Here is a 19,123-nt window from a genome sequence, read left to right as displayed (position 1 = left end):
TTGATATTATGGTGGGTTTACTGGGCATTGCAGTCCTTTTAGGTATTGCATTCGCGCTTTCGTCGGCAAAACGCAGCATTAGTTTTCGTACTGTCGGTGGCGCCTTTGCTATGCAAGCTTTAATCGGCGCATTTGTTCTGTATTCTGAGCTAGGCAAAGAAGTTCTGTTAGCAGCAACAGGGTTTGTTGCTAACATCATTGCCTACAGTCAAGATGGAATTGACTTTCTCTTTGGTCCTATTGGCGATAAATCCATTGCATTTATATTCGCCTTTAATGTGTTGCCCGTTATCGTTTTCTTTTCATCACTTATTGCTGTGCTATATCACTTAAAAGTGATGGGCTTAATTATTAAAGTGATTGGTGGCTTCCTTCAAAAGGTATTGAGAACTAGTCGTCCTGAATCTATGTCAGCGGCAGCAAACATATTTGTAGGGCAGACCGAAGCCCCATTAGTCGTTCGCCCTTTCATACCTCATATGACGCGTTCTGAGCTATTTGCCGTGATGGTAGGTGGCCTAGCCTCTATTGCAGGTTCAGTCATGGCGGGTTATGCGGGTATGGGCGTAGATTTAAAATACTTACTCGCAGCAAGCTTTATGGCAGCGCCTGGCGGTATGTTGATGGCAAAAATCATCTTGCCAGAAACCGAAGAACCTAAAGACGGCTTAAGCGAAATAGATTCGGAAGACACTGGCTACGCCAACGTCTTTGATGCGGCTGCTAGCGGTGCAGCATCTGGGATGACACTCGCATTAAATGTGGGCGCTATGCTACTTGCCTTCATCGCCCTAATTGCCATGTTCAACGGCTTAGTGGGTTGGACAGGTGGGTTGTTAGGGTATGAAAATGTTACCTTTGAAGGGATCATGGGTTACATACTTCAACCCTTAGCATGGGCAATTGGTGTTCCGTGGGAAGAAGCGCAGATAGCAGGAAGCTTTATCGGTCAGAAAATGGTAGTTAACGAATTTGTGGCTTACCTTAACTACCTTGAGCACCAACCCAACCTGTCTGAATCAACGCAAGCTATTGTCACTTTTGCACTTTGCGGTTTTGCGAACTTGTCCTCTATTGCTATTTTGATGGGTGGTATTGGTGCTATGGCACCTACTCGCCGAAAAGAAATTGCTCAGTTGGGCCTTAAAGCAGTTATTGCAGCAACGTTATCAAACTTGATGAGCGCAGCGCTCGCAGGCATTTACTTAACACTTGGCTAAACGACAAGGTTAATTACTAGATTAATTTTTAGGCTAAGATTTCGCCCAAATGTAGACTAAATGGTCTACATTGATTACATTAGGCATCTTAGATGAGGTTGATTGATTTAAGTCAACTACCACAGCTTTTTTGGCGGCCCGTCTACCTTTATAATGCCGCAATCAAAATAAACGGGATAATGTTATGCAATTAGTTGCTGTTGATTACACGGCGGAAAACGCCCAAGAAGAATTCGTTAAGTCACTACGAGAGACGGGCTTTGGGGTATTGAAAAACCACCCAATTCAACAGTCACTCGTGCAAGGCATATACGATAGCTGGCAAGGATTTTTCGATAGCGAAGAAAAAAATGACTACCTTTACAACAAAGGTAAGCAAGATGGATTCTTCCCTCAAAGTGTTTCAGAGGTAGCTAAAGGCTTCACGAAAAAAGATATTAAAGAGTACTTCCATTACTACCCATGGGGACAATGTCCTGACGAACTTCGTCCGTTGCTGTCGCAGTACTATTCAGAAGCTAACACGCTTGCTTCTGAACTATTAGGCTGGATTGAGAAACATTCTCCAGAAGAAGTCAGCAATAAGTACAGCCAACCGTTAGGCGACATGATCAAAGATTCAGATCAGACGCTACTACGTGTACTTCACTATCCACCATTAAGTGGCGAAGAAGAAGTAGATGCTATTCGCGCAGCGGCTCACGAAGATATTAATCTTATTACTATTCTTCCTGCTTCTAACGAGCCAGGGTTACAAGTAAAAGCGCAAGATGGCAGTTGGTTAGACGTACCTTGCGATTTTGGTAGCCTGATTGTGAATATCGGCGATATGCTTCAAGAAGCTTCAGGTCACTACTTCCCATCAACGACACACCGTGTTGTGAATCCAGATGGCGCAGACATGACCAAGTCGCGTATTTCATTGCCACTATTCTTACACCCTCGTCCGGATGTAAAGCTTTCAGAACGTCATACTGCGGGTACTTACCTGCAAGAGCGTTTGAAAGAGCTAGGTGTTATCTAAAGAGCGCTATTCTCTTAAAAAAAAGCCACGTTTTAACGTGGCTTTTTTGTTGGTGTAATTTATTGATACGCTCGCCGCATTTACGTGGTCACTACTCATTTTGTAAGTAGTTAGTCGTTATTAATTAGTAGTTCAGAGCAATCGTGGAAAGCTTACTCATGTACCGGTTCTCATCTTGTGAATTGGGTGCAAGTTGAATTGCGCGTTTGATGTAACGCTCAGCGTTACTGATATCTCCTATCTCGTAATACACTTTAGCCAACCCAAAAAACACTTCGTGTCTGGTATTATCTAAGCGAAGCGCGCGTTGGAAATGTTCCAATGCATCTGCTAACTCCCCTTCGTCCAAAGCTTGCTCCCCAAGAATGAAATGATAAAAAGGATTTTCTTTTCGTTGCGCTTCTACCTTTGCTTTAATTTGTGCTGATTTATCAAATAACCCTTGGTGGTAATACAAAATAGACAAGTTGTCCCACGCGGTCAGATTGTTCTCATCTAGATTTAACGCAAACTGATAACTTTGCTCTGCGGCTTCAAATGCGTCGACCATACGGTAAAGCACACCTAAATTGACCCAACTTTGTTGTAACTCTGGCGATAATACTGCAGCAGCCCTAAAGTAGCTGTATGCCCGCGTATAACTGTTGGCAATTAGCGCATCGGCGCCTTTGTTGTTATAGAACATAGACAGCACGAGGCGCTTGGTAACCGGCACCCGTGGAAAGTGCGTTCTGATCATTTGTGGGTCAAAATCAACATCTGCACTACTTGGTCCGATGTTGGTCACTAATGGATCTTTCGGGACATTGATAGTTAAGTTTACGTGACCATTTAAAAAGCTGAAGCCGTCACGCCTTGTCCAATACTCGGGTATATCTACTTCATAGAATGTGGCATCGTAGCCTGCGTGCTGAGCCATAGCGTAAGTCATGATAGACAAAGAAAGGCAGTTGGCAGAACGATTATAAAACGTCTCACTGGCAACCGAGTTCGCATTGCTGCGGTACAATAGTCCCATTTCAGAATGGTCAAAGATTGACGAGATCAGACCTTTTACGTTGGTTGTTTTTCCTCCCGACTCAAAAACAGCCTCATCGACAAATAACTGAGCATCTTCTTCTAGTGCAAATACCTCCTCTTCCGTTTCAATTGGAAAAGACGCATAACTTGGAAATAGATGGTCGTGTAATGCAGGATAAGGATTCTTGGCAACAACGGGCGTAGTGCTAGCACAACCTAGCATAGCTGAACCGATAAAAACGAGTAGTGCAGTAATAAGATGTCGAAGTAACATAATGCAGCCCTCCCCTATTAACACCTTGGCGAAGTATAGCGCAGCACCCAATAATTTAACATTATTTTTACATATTCATATCTTCCTACTTTTCCCATTACGTAAACTTAATCATCCAAATTGAGGTGGTAGCGTAACAACCTGCGCAACATCATTTAATTTTCTATCTCAATTTAAGGAAAAATTTTATGCGTAAGTTAATCCCATTGGTAATGATGAGTTTGATGAGTCTTTCTGCTTTTGCTGGCCATCATATGGAGTCCGAGAAAACTGATATTGTTGATACTGCTGCTAGTCAAGAAACATTCTCAACATTGGTGACTGCTGTAAAAGCCGCCGACCTAGTAGACACACTAAAAGGTGACGGTCCTTTCACTGTATTCGCTCCTACCAACAAAGCCTTCTCTAAATTACCTGAAGGTACCGTAGAGATGTTATTGAAGCCTGAAAATAAGGCGCTATTAACACAAGTACTTACTTACCATGTAGTATCCGGCAAAGTCATGGCGGAAGATGTTATGTCACTGACCAGTGCAACTACTGTTGAAGGCAGTGATGTGAAGGTGGTTACCGCCATGGGCAAAGTGATGATTGACGATGCAACAGTAACGAAAGCTGATGTAAAAACATCAAATGGTGTGATTCACGTTATCGACACTGTACTGCTTCCTGCTGAAGTTAAAAAAGCGTTATAGTCCATTCATAGTAAGTAGCGGGTTTCCGCTACTTCCCCCCTTCCATGTAAGACACTCCGTGCAAACTCATTAGCACTGATATTTTTTGTAATCCAGAACCTTCTTCTAGCCCGTATACCAATTAACTAGCTTACAAGGATGAAGTCATGTTCATTATTTACACTTACACTATCGCAGGGCTTGCGGTAATCATTTTAACGGTATTAGTTCAAAATATCGTTGCTGCAGTAGCGCATCGCAAACAGTCGTCTTATGTACCAGGAAAAGTCGCAGAAGACTTAAGTCATGACAGTTTTGTATTTAGAAGCCATAGAACGTTTCACAACTCACTTGAGAACGTAAACCAGTTTATTATTCCAGCCATACTTTGCATGTTTGTTGGTGTTACCCCTCTCTATCTGGCTATCTTAGTTTGGGTGTATGGCTTATGTAGAATTGTTCATATGGCATTATATTATGCGATGGCGACTGAGCGTAATCCAAGTCCGAGAACCTATTTTTATATGATAGGGCTGGTAACTAACCTAATACTGTACGTGCTTCTTTTTATATCGTTAATCTAAATGAGTGAAAATGTTAATTATTAAACTTATGTTTAATGCATTTTTTTCACTCGCCGCGTTACTCTGAGTATAAGGTTTACAAATAGTTGGAAACAGCTGCATTGTAGGTAAAGGACTAACATGTTTATTGAGCAAGTAAATAAACGAACATTATCAGACTGCCATTTATTAATTGTAGATGATCAAGCAAGCTCTCGAATAATTTTAGAAGGGCTTCTTGATGAGTTTGTTAGTTGTACATCTGTTTCTTCCGGTGCAGCAGCGCTTGCTTACTGTGAAGAAAATACGCCTGATCTTATCTTGATGGATGTTTATATGCCAGACATGGATGGCCATCAAGTTGCAAAAGCCTTGCGTGAAAACCCGAGCAAGTCTGATATTCCAATTATCTTCGTTACCGCAACAACATCTGACGAAGCCCAATCAAAATGCTGGAATTCTGGCTGTGTTGATTTTGTGACCAAACCTATTAATGCATGCACGTTACAAAATCGCGTGAAAGCGCACCTCAATCATAAGCTCAAAAATGATCTGTTAGAAAATCTCATTTATATCGATAGGCTAACAGGCGCCTATAATAGACATTATTTAGAAGACTACCTTCCGCGCTTGATGAAAGATGGCAAGCGGAGTCATAACCCTCTTTCTCTTGTACTTTTCGATGTTGATTACTTTAAGCGGTTCAACGACCGATATGGGCATATGGAAGGCGATAGCTGCTTATGGAGGCTTAGCAAGGCAATTAACGATAGCTTGTTGCGTCCTATGGACAAATTAGTTCGTGTGGGCGGTGAAGAGTTTTTAGTTATTCTACCTAGCACTGATAAAAAAGGCGCAAAATTAGTCGCCAATCGACTTTTGGAAACCGTGTTTAATTTAAACATTCCCCACGCTGATTCAAACCTTGCAAGAGTGACAATTAGCGCTGGGGTAGCAACTAAAAATCCAGACGACAACAAAACCATCGACTTCACTATGCTGCAAGCTGATAAAAGCCTCTATGCTGCAAAAGGGCAAGGTAGAAACTGTGTCGTAAGTAGCGTGGAAAAGGCTCACAATGTTATGGAGCCGGAAATTTAAGTGGTATGGTAATGCTTAGTTTAGGGTAATTTATTAAGGCTTAACCACCCCAAGTGTTTTCTTACCAAGCGCTTTAGTATGTGATAAGTCTGCCAAGCAACTTTGTTGTGTTAGCCCTAATGACGCTAACTGTGCATAACATAGGAGTAGCGCTGCCATGGCATCTTCTAAGGCATTATGTTGAGGCACCGCCGGTAAACCAGCTCGTAGTAAGCATGCACCTAGGGATGCACTATTTGAGGGAACGACTTCGTGCTCTTTTTTCAATTCATACAAAGCAAGTTGTAAAGTGTCGATGTAATAAACCTCTTGTGCCGGTAAATTTAATCGCCTAAATACCGCATCTAGCACCGCCAAATCTAAATTCGCATTATGGATAACTAAAACCTTCGAGGGTAACTGTGCGGTAAATTTAGTCAGCACATCTTCTATTTTCTCGCCCTTTGCAATATTATCCTGAATAAGTCCATGGATAACGGGGCTTTGCCCTAAAGACGCCTTGGTTTTCACAACGCTATAAGCGCTAGTTTCTAGAGCAATGCTACTATTACGCCCACATACCCAGCCAAAAGAGGTAATTTCTGACTCATTGGCGTTTAAGGAGGTCAGCTCTAAATCAATCGACATAAGGGTAGTGTCTTGTAAGGTCGCGTTTTTGAACCTATCGAATGATGATGGACCGCGCCCAGATAACCAGTTACTTAGCCATTGCAACATACCTATGCCATGCCACCGGAAAAATTTATGATAATTGCTTTTTGGGCTCTTTCGATAGCTTGAAACGATGCCTTTAGTTGATGCTTTTCTATAGAAGATAAAGACGACACTGACACACTATTATCTGCCACGTTATGCTGAAGTTGGTGCCGCCAGCGTAATCGATTTAAAAATATCCAAATATCCCGCAAATTCGCTGCATCTTTGGTAGAAAGCTCAGAATTTTCGGGCAACAGAGATAGCCTTGCGAGAGTGCCAGGTACTGATATCCCTCCTGCTAGGGCATAAATACGCGCAATATTGTTGATCAGTGCCACCGCACGTACTTTTAAATCGATCGTATCTTTCAGCTTCCCTCCCTTCTCATAAGTAAATTTTTGAAACATAGAAAGAGGTACAGAGACTTCATTTGCATGACGGGACAATGCCGCAAGAAATAAACTTTGTTTAAGCAGGGGCATTCTTTGACGTTGTAGCGTTTTAAACAAGCCCACATCACCCGCGGCGCAGCGTGCATCAAGAAAGATATTAAAGTGCATAATGGCATCTTTGGTAGGCGCATTTACCCATTTCCGCGCTTGTTCAACCGCTTGCTCTAACGTTAACCTCAGCTCGGGATTACTCGCCATAATATTGCCACTGCATAGCTTAATACCACATTTTGCTAATCCCTTGCAGACATAGTCAGCCATGGCGGCAAAGTAATCGGCTTGTGCTTGCGTGGGCAATTTAGCTAATAGCAACGCGTTGTCTTGATCCGATCCCATTGTCTGATCCTCTCTCGCTTGTGAGCCATAGACTAGCCACGAAAACATCATGCCGGCTTTACCATGTTCTTGCTGAAAGAAGCCAATGAGTTTTCGCGTCATAATATCAGTGGCCTGAGATAGCACTTTACCTGCAATATCATAATCGCCTGCGTGTTTAGCATGTGCAGAAAAGTAGTGTGGAAGCTGCCACGCTAAACGCGTTAATTCGTACAAATTGCTCGCTTTCGACAGTTCGCCAATAATAAATAGAACGCTGCCTCGTTGATGGCGAACAATATCACTGGCCGTCACCATACCCACGGGTTCATGACTGTCTTTATCTAAAATAGGCAGATGATGAATGTTTTTTTCGGTCATTAACGCCATGGCGTCAAATAACGTTAGGTTACTGGCAACATTCGCTGGCGACGAGGTCATAACACTGCTAACAGGGTTCGTCAGCGCAACACCGGCGGCAACCACTCGGGAACGTAAATCTCTATCGGTAACGATACCCACTAGCTGCCCTGCTTCAGTAATGAGAAGAGACGACACACGGTTATCGGTCATCAGTTGAGCCGCTTGTTGAATGGGCGTATTTACATCGGTGCCAATGGGTGCTTTTTCTGTTAAATCACAAAGTGGTTTGTACAACCACATAGATTTTGACTCTGTTATAGCCTGATTTTGTAGTGCATCATGTCGCAATCCATTAAAAAAAGTATTAATGCTATCGAAACGAAGAAGCGCTTTAAATGGTGCTTCATCAAAGCTGTACACTAGACCTGGGCTCTCTACCGTCACCGACATTGGATAGTCTCTACCATCCAAAACACGCTGGAAGCCAAAGTAGTCCCCTTCACTAACATAACGGGGGGCGTCTTGCTCGGTACTTACCGAAAACTGGCCGCTTTGAATGAGATAAATTCGGCGAGATTGTCCAACTAAGGTCTTTAGGTTTTCTTTTGTTACGTAAAGCAATTCTGCCGAGGTAAGTAAATCAGTTAATGAATCCACATCAAGCGTATCAAAGGGCGCAGATGCAGCAACAAAATCTGCGACTTGCTGGGCAATAGCTGTCATACACAATGCTCCTGAAACGATAAAAACCAACCCGCTTTTAGAGTTTCCTCTTTGAACGGGTTGGCTTAATAAAGGCTCAGTTAATTACTGAGCGTCAGCTTCTTGTTTTAACAATTAACTTCTAGCCGTTAGTGTGCAGATGCCTCGCCCGCCCCTTTCGGATAGCGAATGCTTTCTACTAACTCTTGAATTTCTTCCGGCGCCTCATCGGTAAACTTAAACACGATAAAAGCAACAAGGAAGTTAACTATCATACCTAACGTACCTATGCCCTCTGGCGAAATACCAAACCACCAGTTTTCAGGTACATTTGCCGCAGGATTAACAAACTTGAAGTAAATGATATAGGCAGCAGTGAACGCAATACCTGCAATCATGCCTGCAATAGCGCCTTTATCATTCATACGTTTGCTAAAGATACCCATAATAATGGCAGGGAAGAAACTGGATGCCGCCAGACCGAACGCGAAGGCGACCACCTGCGCCACAAAGCCCGGTGGATTAATCCCAAAGTAACCTGCAATAACAATGGCTACCCCTGCGGCCAGTCGCGCATAAAAGAGCTCAGACTTATCGGTTATATTGGGCGCAAAGTTACGCTTCAACAAATCATGAGACACCGATGTAGAGATAACAAGCAGTAAGCCTGCGGAAGTAGACAGTGCTGCAGCTACGCCACCAGCGGCCACTAATGCAATGACCCATGCTGGTAAATTTGCTATCTCAGGGTTAGCTAATACCATGATGTCACGGTCAACTTTCATTTCGTTGCGCTCATCACCAGAGTAAAACATCACCCCATCACCGTTCTTATCGTTGAACTCGATAAGCCCAGTTTGCTCCCAGTTTTTAATCCACGACGGTGCTTGCTCGTAACTTGTACCAGTTAGTTCAGGCCCGTTAATGGTTTCAATCATATTTACGCGAGCAAAAGCTGCAAGAGACGGTGCCGTAGTGTAAAGAATAGCAATAAATGCTAATGCATAACCTGCCGACTTACGCGCATCATGTACTTTCGGTACAGTGAAGAAGCGAACGATAACGTGAGGCAATCCAGCTGTACCTACCATCAATGCAAAAGTAATAAAGAACACATCGATGGTACTCTTCGAGCCGGAGGTATATTCATGAAATCCGAGCTCCACCGACAGACTGTCGAGTTTCTGCAGTATATGCATCCCCGACCCATCTGCGAGCGTGGCGCCGAACCCCGTTTGTGGAAGAATGTGGCCAGTTACCATGATAGAGATAAATACCGCAGGCACAATATAAGCAAAAATCATTACGCAAAACTGCGCAACTTGAGTATAGGTAATGCCTTTCATGCCACCAAGTACCGTGTAGAAAAACACGATAACCATGCCAATAACTACACCCGTCACGATATCGACTTCTAAGAAACGACTAAATACTACGCCTACGCCTCGCATTTGCCCTGCCACATAGGTAAAGCAAACAAAGATCGCACAGAAAACTGCAACGGTTCTCGCGGTTTGGGAGTAGTAGCGGTCGCCAATAAAATCCGGTACAGTAAATTTACCGAATTTACGTAGGTAGGGTGCTAGACACAAGGCAAGCAATACATAGCCTCCAGTCCATCCCATTAGGTAAACTGCGCCGTCGTATCCCATAAAGGAAATAAGGCCGGCCATTGAAATAAATGATGCTGCCGACATCCAGTCTGCAGCGGTAGCCATACCGTTTAGCACGGGAGGCACACCGCCACCAGCAACGTAGAAGTCGTTAGTAGAACCCGCTCTAGCCCATACAGCTATGGCGATATATAGCGCAAATGTTGCGCCTACAATAATAAATGTTAGTAGTTGAACGTCCATGGTATTACTCCTCGTTTACGCCATAACGTTTATCCATCGCCTTCATCTTTGACATATAAACAAAAATTAGAGCGACGAATACATAAATGGAACCTTGTTGCGCAAACCAGAAACCCAGTTTAAATCCAAAAAAGTGGATATTGTCTAGCACATCGACAAACAAAATGCCGGCGCCAAACGACACCGCAAACCAAACGATTAAAAGCTTGGCAAGGAGAGACAAGTTCTCCTTCCAATATGCTTTTTTGTCGTCATCATTTCTAAATGCCATTGTTCCGTCCTCATGTCAGGTTAATCAATTGTTTTATTTTTACATTTTCCTAACGCCCAGCTTTGCTAACATTATTGCCAAGCTTTTTCATTTAGACCGAACAGGCCTCAGAGCGGCAAAAGTCAAGCACTTAGGAGCACGATGTATACTCTAGACCTCACTATTCAAATTCAAAATGAGACCATGGTCGTAGGTAGACCATGGTCGAAATGATTATAATGCACACAGACTTGTTAACTTTAAGTTAAAGGGAATTCATGACGTTCGGTTGGGTTACGCTTGCGGTACTGTATCTATTTTTGCTTTTTTCTTTGGCGAGTTGGGGCGATAAGAACTCGCCCCGTGCCCGCGCGTTAACCTCGCATCCAGCCATCTACTCGCTGGCACTGGCCATATATTGCACGGCGTGGACATTTTTCGGCATGGTGGGACAAGCCAGTCGCGACACATGGATTTACCTACCCATTATGTTAGGGCCAATATTGGTCTATGTGCTTGGGTATCGATTTATTTATAAGCTAACTCTGGTGAGTAAAAAGCAACATATCACCACAATTTCTGACTTTATCGCGTCGCGTTATGGGAAGCGTCAAACCGTCGCTCTGCTAGTGACCGTTATCGCACTGTTGGCTACCATTCCCTATATTGCGTTGCAGTTAAAAGCGATTGGCTCTACTTTTCAGTTGTTAACCCAGCAGCCTAATAGTAATTTTATCGTGATTGCTGCCACCACGTTTATTGCTGTATTTGCGATCTATTTTGGCACTAAACATGCCGATGTAACTGAGTACCGCCGAGGGTTAATGCTCGCTATCGCCTTTGAATCTACGATTAAGTTACTGGCGTTGGTGTTAGTGGCTTTTGTGGGCTACAGCGCGTGGCGACAAACCGAAACAGGCCCTTTTCTTGAAACCTTTGTGAATACAGCCGCACTCTCTCAATTTAGCTCGTTCAACTTTATCGCTCAAACCATCATGGCCGCGGCTGCCATTGTATGTCTACCTCGCCAATTTCATGTGGCGGTCATTGATAACCTGAGCCTTTCACACTTAAAAACGGCCCGTTGGTTGTTCCCACTTTATCTCGCGATAATTTCTGCGGTTATTCCCATTATAGCTATTGCGGGTAAAGCTATTTTTGCCGGCGCCAGCGTTGAGCCAGACTCCTATGTACTGTCACTCGCCATGTTCTCGGGCTCGGCCTTGCTACAAGTTATTGTATTTGTGGGCGGATTATCTGCTGCTACTGCAATGATAATTGTGGCAACCCTAACCTTAAGCACCATGCTAACCAATGACGTGATATTGCCCCGCTATTTAGCATTTCGAGGAAATTCTGCGCAAAAAAGAGATTTCTCTGCGCAGATACGCCTTATCCGACGCGTTGTTATTGCTTTCATTTTACTTATGGCATTTTTATATCATCAACAAATGACCAGTAGCCGCTCGCTACACTCAATTGGGCTTATTGCGTTTTCATTAGTCATCCAGTTGATGCCGGCGATCCTCGGTGGATTATATTGGAAACGTGCCCATGCCCATGGTGTTTACGCAGGCTTGTTAGTGGGAATAATACTTTGGGTACTGTGGTTGGTATTTCCGCTCGTAGGAAAACAAACCTCGCAATTTGCCAACAACGAACTTATCAGCCAAGGCGCGATGATAAGCCTTGGCGCTAATACCGTGATGTATATTATTTTCTCTTGGTTCGCCCCGCACCGGCTCATCGACAGAATTCAAGCCGAGGCCTTTGTGTCTCCTGCTGTGGTTAAAAATAGTGTGATTAAAGGTCCTAATAGCAATGTGACGGTATCTGACCTCACCACGCTACTATCAACCTTCATGGGTACAGGTCGATGCGAACAGCTTATTGAGCAATATCAGCATCACAATAGTTGCACGCTGAACCACCAAGCTTCTCCCGATGAAGACTTTCTTGCGTTTTGTGAGCGTGCGCTAGGCGGTGTTATAGGTGCATCCAGCGCCAAAGTGTTATTAGACAGCGCACTGCGTGGCAAGAAAATGGACTTCACGGAAGTGATTAACTTTTTCGATGACACCACGCAAGCTATGCAATTTAATATGACTGCGCTTTTGACCTCGCTGGAGAACATGGATCAAGGCATTAGCGTAGTCGATAAACATTTAAATTTAGTGGCTTGGAATAAGCGATACGCAGCGCTATACACCTACCCTGAAGATTTTCTTGCTGTAGGCATACCCATAGAGAAACTTATCCGCTTCAATGCTTCACAAGGAGAATTTGGCAAACTGGACGTAGAAGCGGAAGTAGAAAAGCGCCTAGAACACTTGCGCTCTGGTACCCCGCACCGATTTAAACGGCAGCGAAAAGATGGCCGCGTAATAGAAATGGTAGGCAATCCCCTACCTGGCGGAGGCTTTGTAACCAGTTTTAATGACATCACCGATCATATTGAGATTCAACAAGCCCTTGAAGAATCAAACATCGACTTAGAAGCCAGAATTAAGCGGCGAACCGAAGAGGTGCATACTATTAACGCCGAGCTACGCCTTGAAATAGAGCGGCGCTCTGGTGCAGAAACTGAACTTATACGGGCTAGAAAGGCGGCTGAAGATGCGAATGCCAGTAAAACTCGCTTCCTGGCACTTGCCAGCCATGATGTACTTCAGCCTCTTAATGCCGCCAAGTTATATATCTCGGCACTAGAGGAACAAGAACTATCGAATGGTGTGCATGAAATCATTCAAAAGCTGCATCACTCCGTGACCTCAAGTGAAGCCCTTATCGGTACGCTTTTAGATATTTCACGCCTTGACCAAGGTGAAATGAAACCAGACATTGAGCCCGTGGATGTGCAGGCTCTTCTCAGCCCGCTTATTGACGATATAAGAATGCGGGCACGGGAAAAAGGCCTTTCACTGCGGGTATGGATTAAACCACTTTGGGTAATGGCCGACAAGACTTACTTATATCGAATTATGCAAAACCTGCTGTCAAATGCAGTGAAATACACCCAAAGCGGCAAAGTTGTATTGGTTATAAAACCCGTAGGGTCAGTCGTTTCTTTTCGTGTTTACGACACGGGTATCGGCATTTCGGAAGATAAAAAAGATAACATCTTTAGTGATTTCTATCGCATTAATCAAAGTGCAGAGCACGGTATTGGTCTAGGGCTAGGCGTTGTTCGTAGATTAAGCCAGCAGTTGGGTAGCGATATAACCGTATCCTCGTCACTTCAAAAAGGTAGCTGCTTTACCTTTACGCTGCCAAAAGCTCAACCTGGCTCTTCAATAAGTACGACAGCCAAGCCTAAAAACACAACTTTCACTGGATTGCAGGTACTTTGCGTAGATGATCAAAGGGAGAACTTAGATGCCATGCAAACGCTGCTAGCTCGCTGGGGCGTTAAGGTGATGTTGGCGGGGTCTTGGGATGAAGCGCTTGCCCTGATTGAGCAAACATCACCTCAGATATTATTGATGGACTATCAATTAAGCCACGATGAAACGCAAAACGGCTTAGCCTTAATAGATAAAATTAGATACCAGCTTGATGCCATATTACCCGCTGCGCTTATCACAGCCACGCCGGATGAAGATTTAGTGGTTAAGTGTAAGGATCAAGGGGTTAACTATTTATCTAAGCCGCTAAAACCCGCAAAACTTAGGGCACTATTACAAAGTATGACTCGCCATATTCGCGAGTCACACTATACCGATAGCGACTAAATTTGGGGGGCGCTTTTCACCTGGCTCTTTTTCGTCGGTTTATCGGATTGTTCTTCCGTTTTAGTCGCTGCCGTTGTTGGGGTTACTTTACCCATGGTGCCCCACGCTGATTTAGGATTTATAAGCACAGGACGAGTTAAAATTAGGTTATTGGGGTACATGAGGGTTTCGCGCTCAGAAGTAACCAGCCGAGTACTAAATGGCCCTAAGTCGGCAATATAGCCCTCTATAAAATTATCGCCATCGAGGATACGAATAAAATTTCCTCGGCGATACGCAACGTTCGTCAACAGTATGAAATAAGCGGTAATATTGCTTATCAGTGACCAACTGGCGAAAAGCGCTACCCCTGTTACCGTGATAATAGAGGTTGATAATACCAATAGACCTGAGAAGTCGATTCCCCACGCTAGAAGCAGCAAGGCTAACGATACGGTCGCCACAATAACTCGTGCGGCAAATAACCCCTTAATTGCGCTGGTAGACTTTAATTTGGTTTTCTCAATATTGGTTTCAAGTTTGGGAAGAATTTTTCGTGAAGCCGCCAAATAAAACAGTAAAACCAACCCACTCCAAATAAGGTTTGATTGGTAGCTCGTAAGCCAAACCAATACCTCTTGCCACCACTGCACCATAGTAAAAAACTCATTATATCCTCATGTTACCCCATGCTATCGCGTAACGTTTTTGAGTTCATCCAGATATTACTGTCGCCACCACAATAATAATTCGTAAGACCATTAATAAAAGGTGCTTTATGATGCGCGCCAATTCGCTGCAGTCCGACTAAACTGGCTATGCACCCAAAAAGGTGCTAATGATTAAGCAGCACTTTTTTGAAAATTTATAACAACAGGCAATTTACAATGCGCATAGCGATTTTATCTCGGAATTCTCGTCTCTATTCAACCTCTCGTTTAGTAGAAGCAGGTCGTGCTCGCGGTCATGAAGTAGATGTTATTGATACCATGCATTGCTATATGGACATCACCAGTTCTCGTCCATCGGTGCGCTACAAAGGTAAAAGACTTCCTTATTACGATGCGGTTATTCCTCGCATTGGCGCTTCTGTTACCTTTTACGGTACTTCGGTTGTACGCCAATTCGAAATGATGGGCACCTATAGTGTTAATGAGTCTGTGGCGATAAGCCGCTCTAGAGACAAGTTACGTTCTCTACAACTGTTATCACGTAAAGGCATTGGCATGCCGCGAACTGGCTTTGCTCACCACCCTGATAAGATAGAAGACGTGATAAAAACTGTGGGCGGCGCGCCAGTGGTCATTAAACTACTTGAAGGTACTCAAGGTATTGGTGTGGTATTAGCCGACACCCATAAAGCGGCTGAATCAATTATTGAAGCCTTCATGGGGTTAAATGCCAGTATCCTAGTGCAAGAGTTTATTAAAGAGGCCGGTGGCTCTGATATTCGGTGCTTCGTAGTAGGCGGTAAAGTGGTTGCCGCAATGAAACGACAAGCGGCACCGGGTGAGTTTCGCTCTAACCTTCATAGAGGCGGTCAAGCCAGCTTGGTAAGACTAAGCCCAGCTGAACGCAAAACTGCCGTAGACGCTGCTAAAACGATGGGTTTGAACTGCTGTGGCGTAGATATTTTGCGTTCAAATAATGGGCCTGTAGTGATGGAAGTAAACTCTTCACCAGGCTTAGAAGGCATTGAAAAAGCCACTAATAAAGATGTGGCCGGTATGATCATTGAATTTATTGAAAAAAGTGCAGAGCCGCACAAAACCAAAACACGAGGTAAAGGCTAAGTGGCAGTGGATAATTTAGTCATTGGTGGGCAGAGTATCGCGCCAGGCGAATCAGTGAAAATTGAGCTGGAGATGCCCCCGTTATACACCGCGACAAACATGAGCATTCCCGTGTATGTTACCCGTGGTAAACGCCCTGGCCCTACCATGTTTGTTAGCGCCGCTATCCATGGTGATGAACTCAATGGTATCGAAATTGTAGGCAGACTCATTCGCTCACGGGCCATTGAACGGTTAAGAGGTACCCTAATCGCGGTGCCTATGGTGAACGTGTACGGGGTGTTAAACCAGTCTCGCTATTTGCCTGACCGTCGCGATCTCAACCGCAGCTTTCCTGGCAGTAAAAAAGGCTCGTTGGCCGGTCGACTCGCCAACTTGTTCTTAAAGGAAATTGTGCAAAAGTGCGATGTAGGCATAGACCTGCATACCGGTGCAATCCATCGCAGTAATTTACCGCAAATTCGCGCTGACTTAGACGATCCCGAAGTACTTGAGATGGCCAAAGCATTTGGTGTACCTGTGTTGCTAAATGCTGAGCTACGTGAAGGTTCATTACGTGAAACCGCCAGTGAAAGTGGTGTTAAAATTTTGCTTTACGAAGCAGGTCAGGCCTTAAGGTACGATGAATTCTCCATTCGCGCAGGGCTTCGCGGTATCATTAATACTATGCGCCATTTGGGCATGTTGAATAAGAGTCGTAGTAAGGGGCACAGTATTGAGCGATTTATTGCCCGTCAGAGTGGCTGGATACGCGCTACAGAAAGTGGCTTTGTTACTCATTTAGCCCAGTTGGGCGATCACGTGAACAAAGGGGATAAACTGGCGACCATAGCTGATCCGTTCGGTGGATATTTGGCCAGTATTGAAAGCCCCGCTGAGGGGGTAGTGGTAGGTAAACAAAACATACCTCTGACGCAAGAAGGAGAAGCGGTCTATCACATTGCCTATTTCTCACAACCCGATACAGTGGCAGAGCATGTAGAGTTATTGCAAGACAACCTGCTACCAGGTGAAACGGATAATACTTGATTGAAGGCGAACACATGAAAAATAAAAAAATAGTGGGTGCGGTGGAATTATGTGACCTTCCCGCATTTACCATCACTGATTTAAATGTTCGGGTTGATACCGGCGCAGCAACCTCTTCATTGCATGTAGATAATATTGAAGAGTTTGAGGTAGACGATGAATTATGGATTCGCTTCGATATTCATCCTGATATTCATAATGTTGATAGAGTGGTTAGAAGAGAAGTAAAAGTTGAAGCAAAAAAGCGTGTCAAAAGCTCAACGGCCACAAGAGAGAAGCGTTATGTGATAGTAACGCCTATAATAATGGATAGTGTGCAATGGGATATTCAATTAACCCTAACCGACCGCTCTGAAATGACGTATCTTATGTTACTTGGCAGAGAGGCCATGAGCGGCCATTTTTTGGTTGATCCTGAGCACGACTTTTTACTTACAGGGAAGGATTGATAGTCGATACAATGATAGGACATATGATCAGTCGAATATTACTCTCGTCAGCTTTTATACTACTAAGTGGCTTATTCACTTCACTAGGTTTAGCTGGCGAGGTCACTGACTCACCTAGCCTAGAAAAGAACACTAAAGCAGCATTGCCTCATAGAATACTGCGCCTTCCTAATGTTCATCCTGGTCGAGATCCCGTTTACGCATACGCCAAAACCCTACTTTCAAAAGCACTGGAAGTGACAGAAGATAAGTATGGCACCTTTGAGTTGCACGTCAGTAAACAGGAAATTGCGCAAGAGCGCCAATTAAGAAGTTTAGAACACGACATGTTAGATGTAACGTGGAGCGTGTCTTCTATCGACAGAGAAAAACAACATCGAGCAATACGTATTCCTATCATGGGCGGATTTTTTGGCAAGCGTATTATGCTTATTCGCGCCGATGATAATCGCTTCGATAACCCATTAACACTTCAGAGCCTTAAATCAATGCGGGCGGTGCAAGGCTACGACTGGCCTGACACCCGTATTTTTCGTTACAATGAAATTCCCGTGCTTGAAACCACTTATCAAGCCTCTTTTCGAATTGTGGCTGAAGGCTTTGCCGATATGTTTCCACGCAGTGTGATGGAAATAATACACGAATTAGATAAGCAACCTGACAGCACATTAAAAATTGAGCCTCATTTGCTGGTGTCTTACAACAGTCCTTTGTTTTACTTCGTTGCATCAGATCAGGAAGCCCTAGCTAACCGAATCAGTGAAGGCCTTACTATCTTGCTAGAATCTGGAGAATTTCAGGCATTCTTAAAAGCGCAGCCCGTTTACCAAGAAAGCATGACATTGATGCGTGGACGTACTGTGATTGAAATTGAGAACCCTTTGTTAAGCGAACAAAGTAAGGTAGCGCTTAAGCATTATCTTACTTATTTTGAACCCGATTTCCTTGTTGAACCGGTTGAAGTGCCGCTAGAAAAGACTAATGATCACTTGTAGCGGGCGGCTCTAGCTCTAGTTGAGATGCAATTAAAACCGCTTGAGTACGATTATTTATGCCAAGCTTTTTGAAAATCGCGGTTACGTGGGCTTTTACCGTAGCTTCGGCAATATCCAAATTATAACCAATTTGCTTGTTGAGTAACCCATCTCGCATAAAGCACAGTACTTTGTATTGTGAAGGCGTTAGTGAAGCAACATTATCGGCAAGTTCAGAAAACTCCTCATCAATCTCATCGACACTATCGCTTAAATTAGGTGGCAACCATACGTCCCCATCTAATATGGCTTGTACCGCGTTAGCAATATCACCCGAGCTGGCAGTTTTGGGGATAAATCCGAGCGCCCCGGCACTCATGATTTTTGATATAAGTTGGGTATCTTCCGTGCCAGACACTACTGCTACAGGTACGTCAGGAAACAGTTTACGAATGTGAATTAACCCGAAAAGGTCGTTGCTGCCCGGCATATGTAAATCAAGCAGCAAAAGGTCGATATCCTCGCGATTGAGAATATCGACTGTCGATGTTAAATCACCAGCTTCTGATAGCGTCAGTGCTGGTAAAGACAATGACAAAGCGCCTCTTAAGGCATCCCGATACAACGGATGATCATCGGCAATTAACAGGGTTGTCAT

Annotated in this window: 17 protein-coding genes; 10 read left to right on the top strand and 7 right to left on the bottom strand. The window is 44.0% G+C overall.

Annotation, left to right across the window (positions count from 1 at the left end; translation table 11 throughout):
- Positions 1–8: 8 nt before the first annotated feature.
- Both J5X92_RS16970 and J5X92_RS16965 read left to right on the top strand, forming a co-directional pair.
- Entirely contained in the window at positions 9–1,220 is a 1,212-nt protein-coding gene (locus J5X92_RS16970; RefSeq protein ID WP_013782576.1) for a NupC/NupG family nucleoside CNT transporter, read from the top strand.
- Positions 1,221–1,404: 184 nt separating this feature from the next.
- A complete protein-coding gene (locus J5X92_RS16965; RefSeq protein ID WP_013782575.1) occupies positions 1,405–2,244 on the top strand; it encodes a 2OG-Fe(II) oxygenase family protein in 840 nt (279 codons plus the stop codon).
- 124 nt (positions 2,245–2,368) lie between these two features.
- Here J5X92_RS16965 and J5X92_RS16960 read toward each other — a convergent pair whose 3' ends face one another.
- Complete coding sequence (locus J5X92_RS16960; protein ID WP_013782574.1) at positions 2,369–3,538, bottom strand: tetratricopeptide repeat protein; 1,170 nt, start codon at positions 3,536–3,538, stop codon at positions 2,369–2,371.
- Between the two features lie 188 nt (positions 3,539–3,726).
- On the opposite strand from J5X92_RS16960, the gene J5X92_RS16955 reads away from it, so the two are divergent.
- The 3 genes from J5X92_RS16955 to J5X92_RS16945 all read left to right on the top strand — a co-directional run bounded on the left by J5X92_RS16955 (position 3,727) and on the right by J5X92_RS16945 (position 5,876).
- Complete coding sequence (locus J5X92_RS16955; protein ID WP_013782573.1) at positions 3,727–4,233, top strand: fasciclin domain-containing protein; 507 nt, start codon at positions 3,727–3,729, stop codon at positions 4,231–4,233.
- A 146-nt stretch (positions 4,234–4,379) separates the two neighbouring features.
- Positions 4,380–4,796: an MAPEG family protein gene (locus J5X92_RS16950; protein WP_208806165.1), complete on the top strand. Its 417-nt coding sequence runs from the start codon at positions 4,380–4,382 to the stop codon at positions 4,794–4,796.
- Positions 4,797–4,916: 120 nt separating this feature from the next.
- Complete coding sequence (locus tag J5X92_RS16945; protein ID WP_126872867.1) at positions 4,917–5,876, top strand: diguanylate cyclase; 960 nt, start codon at positions 4,917–4,919, stop codon at positions 5,874–5,876.
- A gap of 33 nt (positions 5,877–5,909) precedes the next feature.
- On the opposite strand, the gene J5X92_RS16940 is transcribed toward J5X92_RS16945, so the two are convergent.
- The 4 genes from J5X92_RS16940 to J5X92_RS16925 all read right to left on the bottom strand — a co-directional run bounded on the left by J5X92_RS16940 (position 5,910) and on the right by J5X92_RS16925 (position 10,531).
- On the bottom strand, positions 5,910–6,593 hold the full coding sequence (locus J5X92_RS16940) for a 3'-5' exonuclease (protein WP_013782570.1): 684 nt from the start codon (positions 6,591–6,593) through the stop codon (positions 5,910–5,912).
- 2 nt (positions 6,594–6,595) lie between these two features.
- The gene (locus J5X92_RS16935) at positions 6,596–8,425 is read right to left on the bottom strand and encodes a DUF294 nucleotidyltransferase-like domain-containing protein (protein ID WP_208806164.1); all 1,830 of its coding nucleotides are present in this window, start codon (positions 8,423–8,425) and stop codon (positions 6,596–6,598) included.
- Between the two features lie 128 nt (positions 8,426–8,553).
- On the bottom strand, positions 8,554–10,260 hold the full coding sequence (locus J5X92_RS16930; protein WP_126872869.1) for a sodium:solute symporter family protein: 1,707 nt from the start codon (positions 10,258–10,260) through the stop codon (positions 8,554–8,556).
- Positions 10,261–10,264: 4 nt separating this feature from the next.
- Positions 10,265–10,531: a DUF4212 domain-containing protein gene (locus J5X92_RS16925; RefSeq protein ID WP_013782567.1), complete on the bottom strand. Its 267-nt coding sequence runs from the start codon at positions 10,529–10,531 to the stop codon at positions 10,265–10,267.
- Positions 10,532–10,788: 257 nt separating this feature from the next.
- Here J5X92_RS16925 and J5X92_RS16920 point away from each other — a divergent pair, with 257 nt between their 5' ends.
- Entirely contained in the window at positions 10,789–14,241 is a 3,453-nt protein-coding gene (locus J5X92_RS16920) for a PAS domain-containing hybrid sensor histidine kinase/response regulator (protein ID WP_208806163.1), read from the top strand.
- Here J5X92_RS16920 and J5X92_RS16915 read toward each other — a convergent pair.
- Positions 14,238–14,876, bottom strand: coding sequence for a mechanosensitive ion channel family protein (locus tag J5X92_RS16915; RefSeq protein WP_126872871.1), 639 nt, complete (start codon positions 14,874–14,876; stop codon positions 14,238–14,240). The two genes, J5X92_RS16920 and J5X92_RS16915, sit on opposite strands and share 4 nt — an antisense overlap.
- 231 nt (positions 14,877–15,107) lie before the next feature.
- On the opposite strand from J5X92_RS16915, the gene rimK reads away from it, so the two are divergent.
- From rimK to J5X92_RS16895, 4 genes are read left to right on the top strand one after another with little or no spacing between them, the layout of a single operon-like run.
- Positions 15,108–16,013: a 30S ribosomal protein S6--L-glutamate ligase gene (gene rimK, locus J5X92_RS16910; RefSeq protein ID WP_013782564.1), complete on the top strand. Its 906-nt coding sequence runs from the start codon at positions 15,108–15,110 to the stop codon at positions 16,011–16,013.
- A complete protein-coding gene (locus J5X92_RS16905) occupies positions 16,014–17,042 on the top strand; it encodes a succinylglutamate desuccinylase/aspartoacylase family protein (RefSeq protein WP_185864167.1) in 1,029 nt (342 codons plus the stop codon).
- 14 nt (positions 17,043–17,056) lie between these two features.
- On the top strand, positions 17,057–17,491 hold the full coding sequence (locus tag J5X92_RS16900; protein WP_057795882.1) for a RimK/LysX family protein: 435 nt from the start codon (positions 17,057–17,059) through the stop codon (positions 17,489–17,491).
- 23 nt (positions 17,492–17,514) lie between these two features.
- A complete protein-coding gene (locus J5X92_RS16895; RefSeq protein WP_244360971.1) occupies positions 17,515–18,486 on the top strand; it encodes an amino acid ABC transporter substrate-binding protein in 972 nt (323 codons plus the stop codon).
- Here J5X92_RS16895 and J5X92_RS16890 read toward each other — a convergent pair.
- The gene (locus J5X92_RS16890; RefSeq protein ID WP_013782560.1) at positions 18,470–19,123 is read right to left on the bottom strand and encodes a response regulator transcription factor; all 654 of its coding nucleotides are present in this window, start codon (positions 19,121–19,123) and stop codon (positions 18,470–18,472) included. The genes J5X92_RS16895 and J5X92_RS16890 overlap by 17 nt on opposite strands.

The sequence above is a fragment of the Alteromonas sp. K632G genome, assembly GCF_017653625.1.
Lineage (GTDB): Bacteria > Pseudomonadota > Gammaproteobacteria > Enterobacterales > Alteromonadaceae > Alteromonas > Alteromonas naphthalenivorans.
Note: the sequence above shows the minus strand (reverse complement) of the source record. Positions and strands in the feature narration are given on the sequence as shown.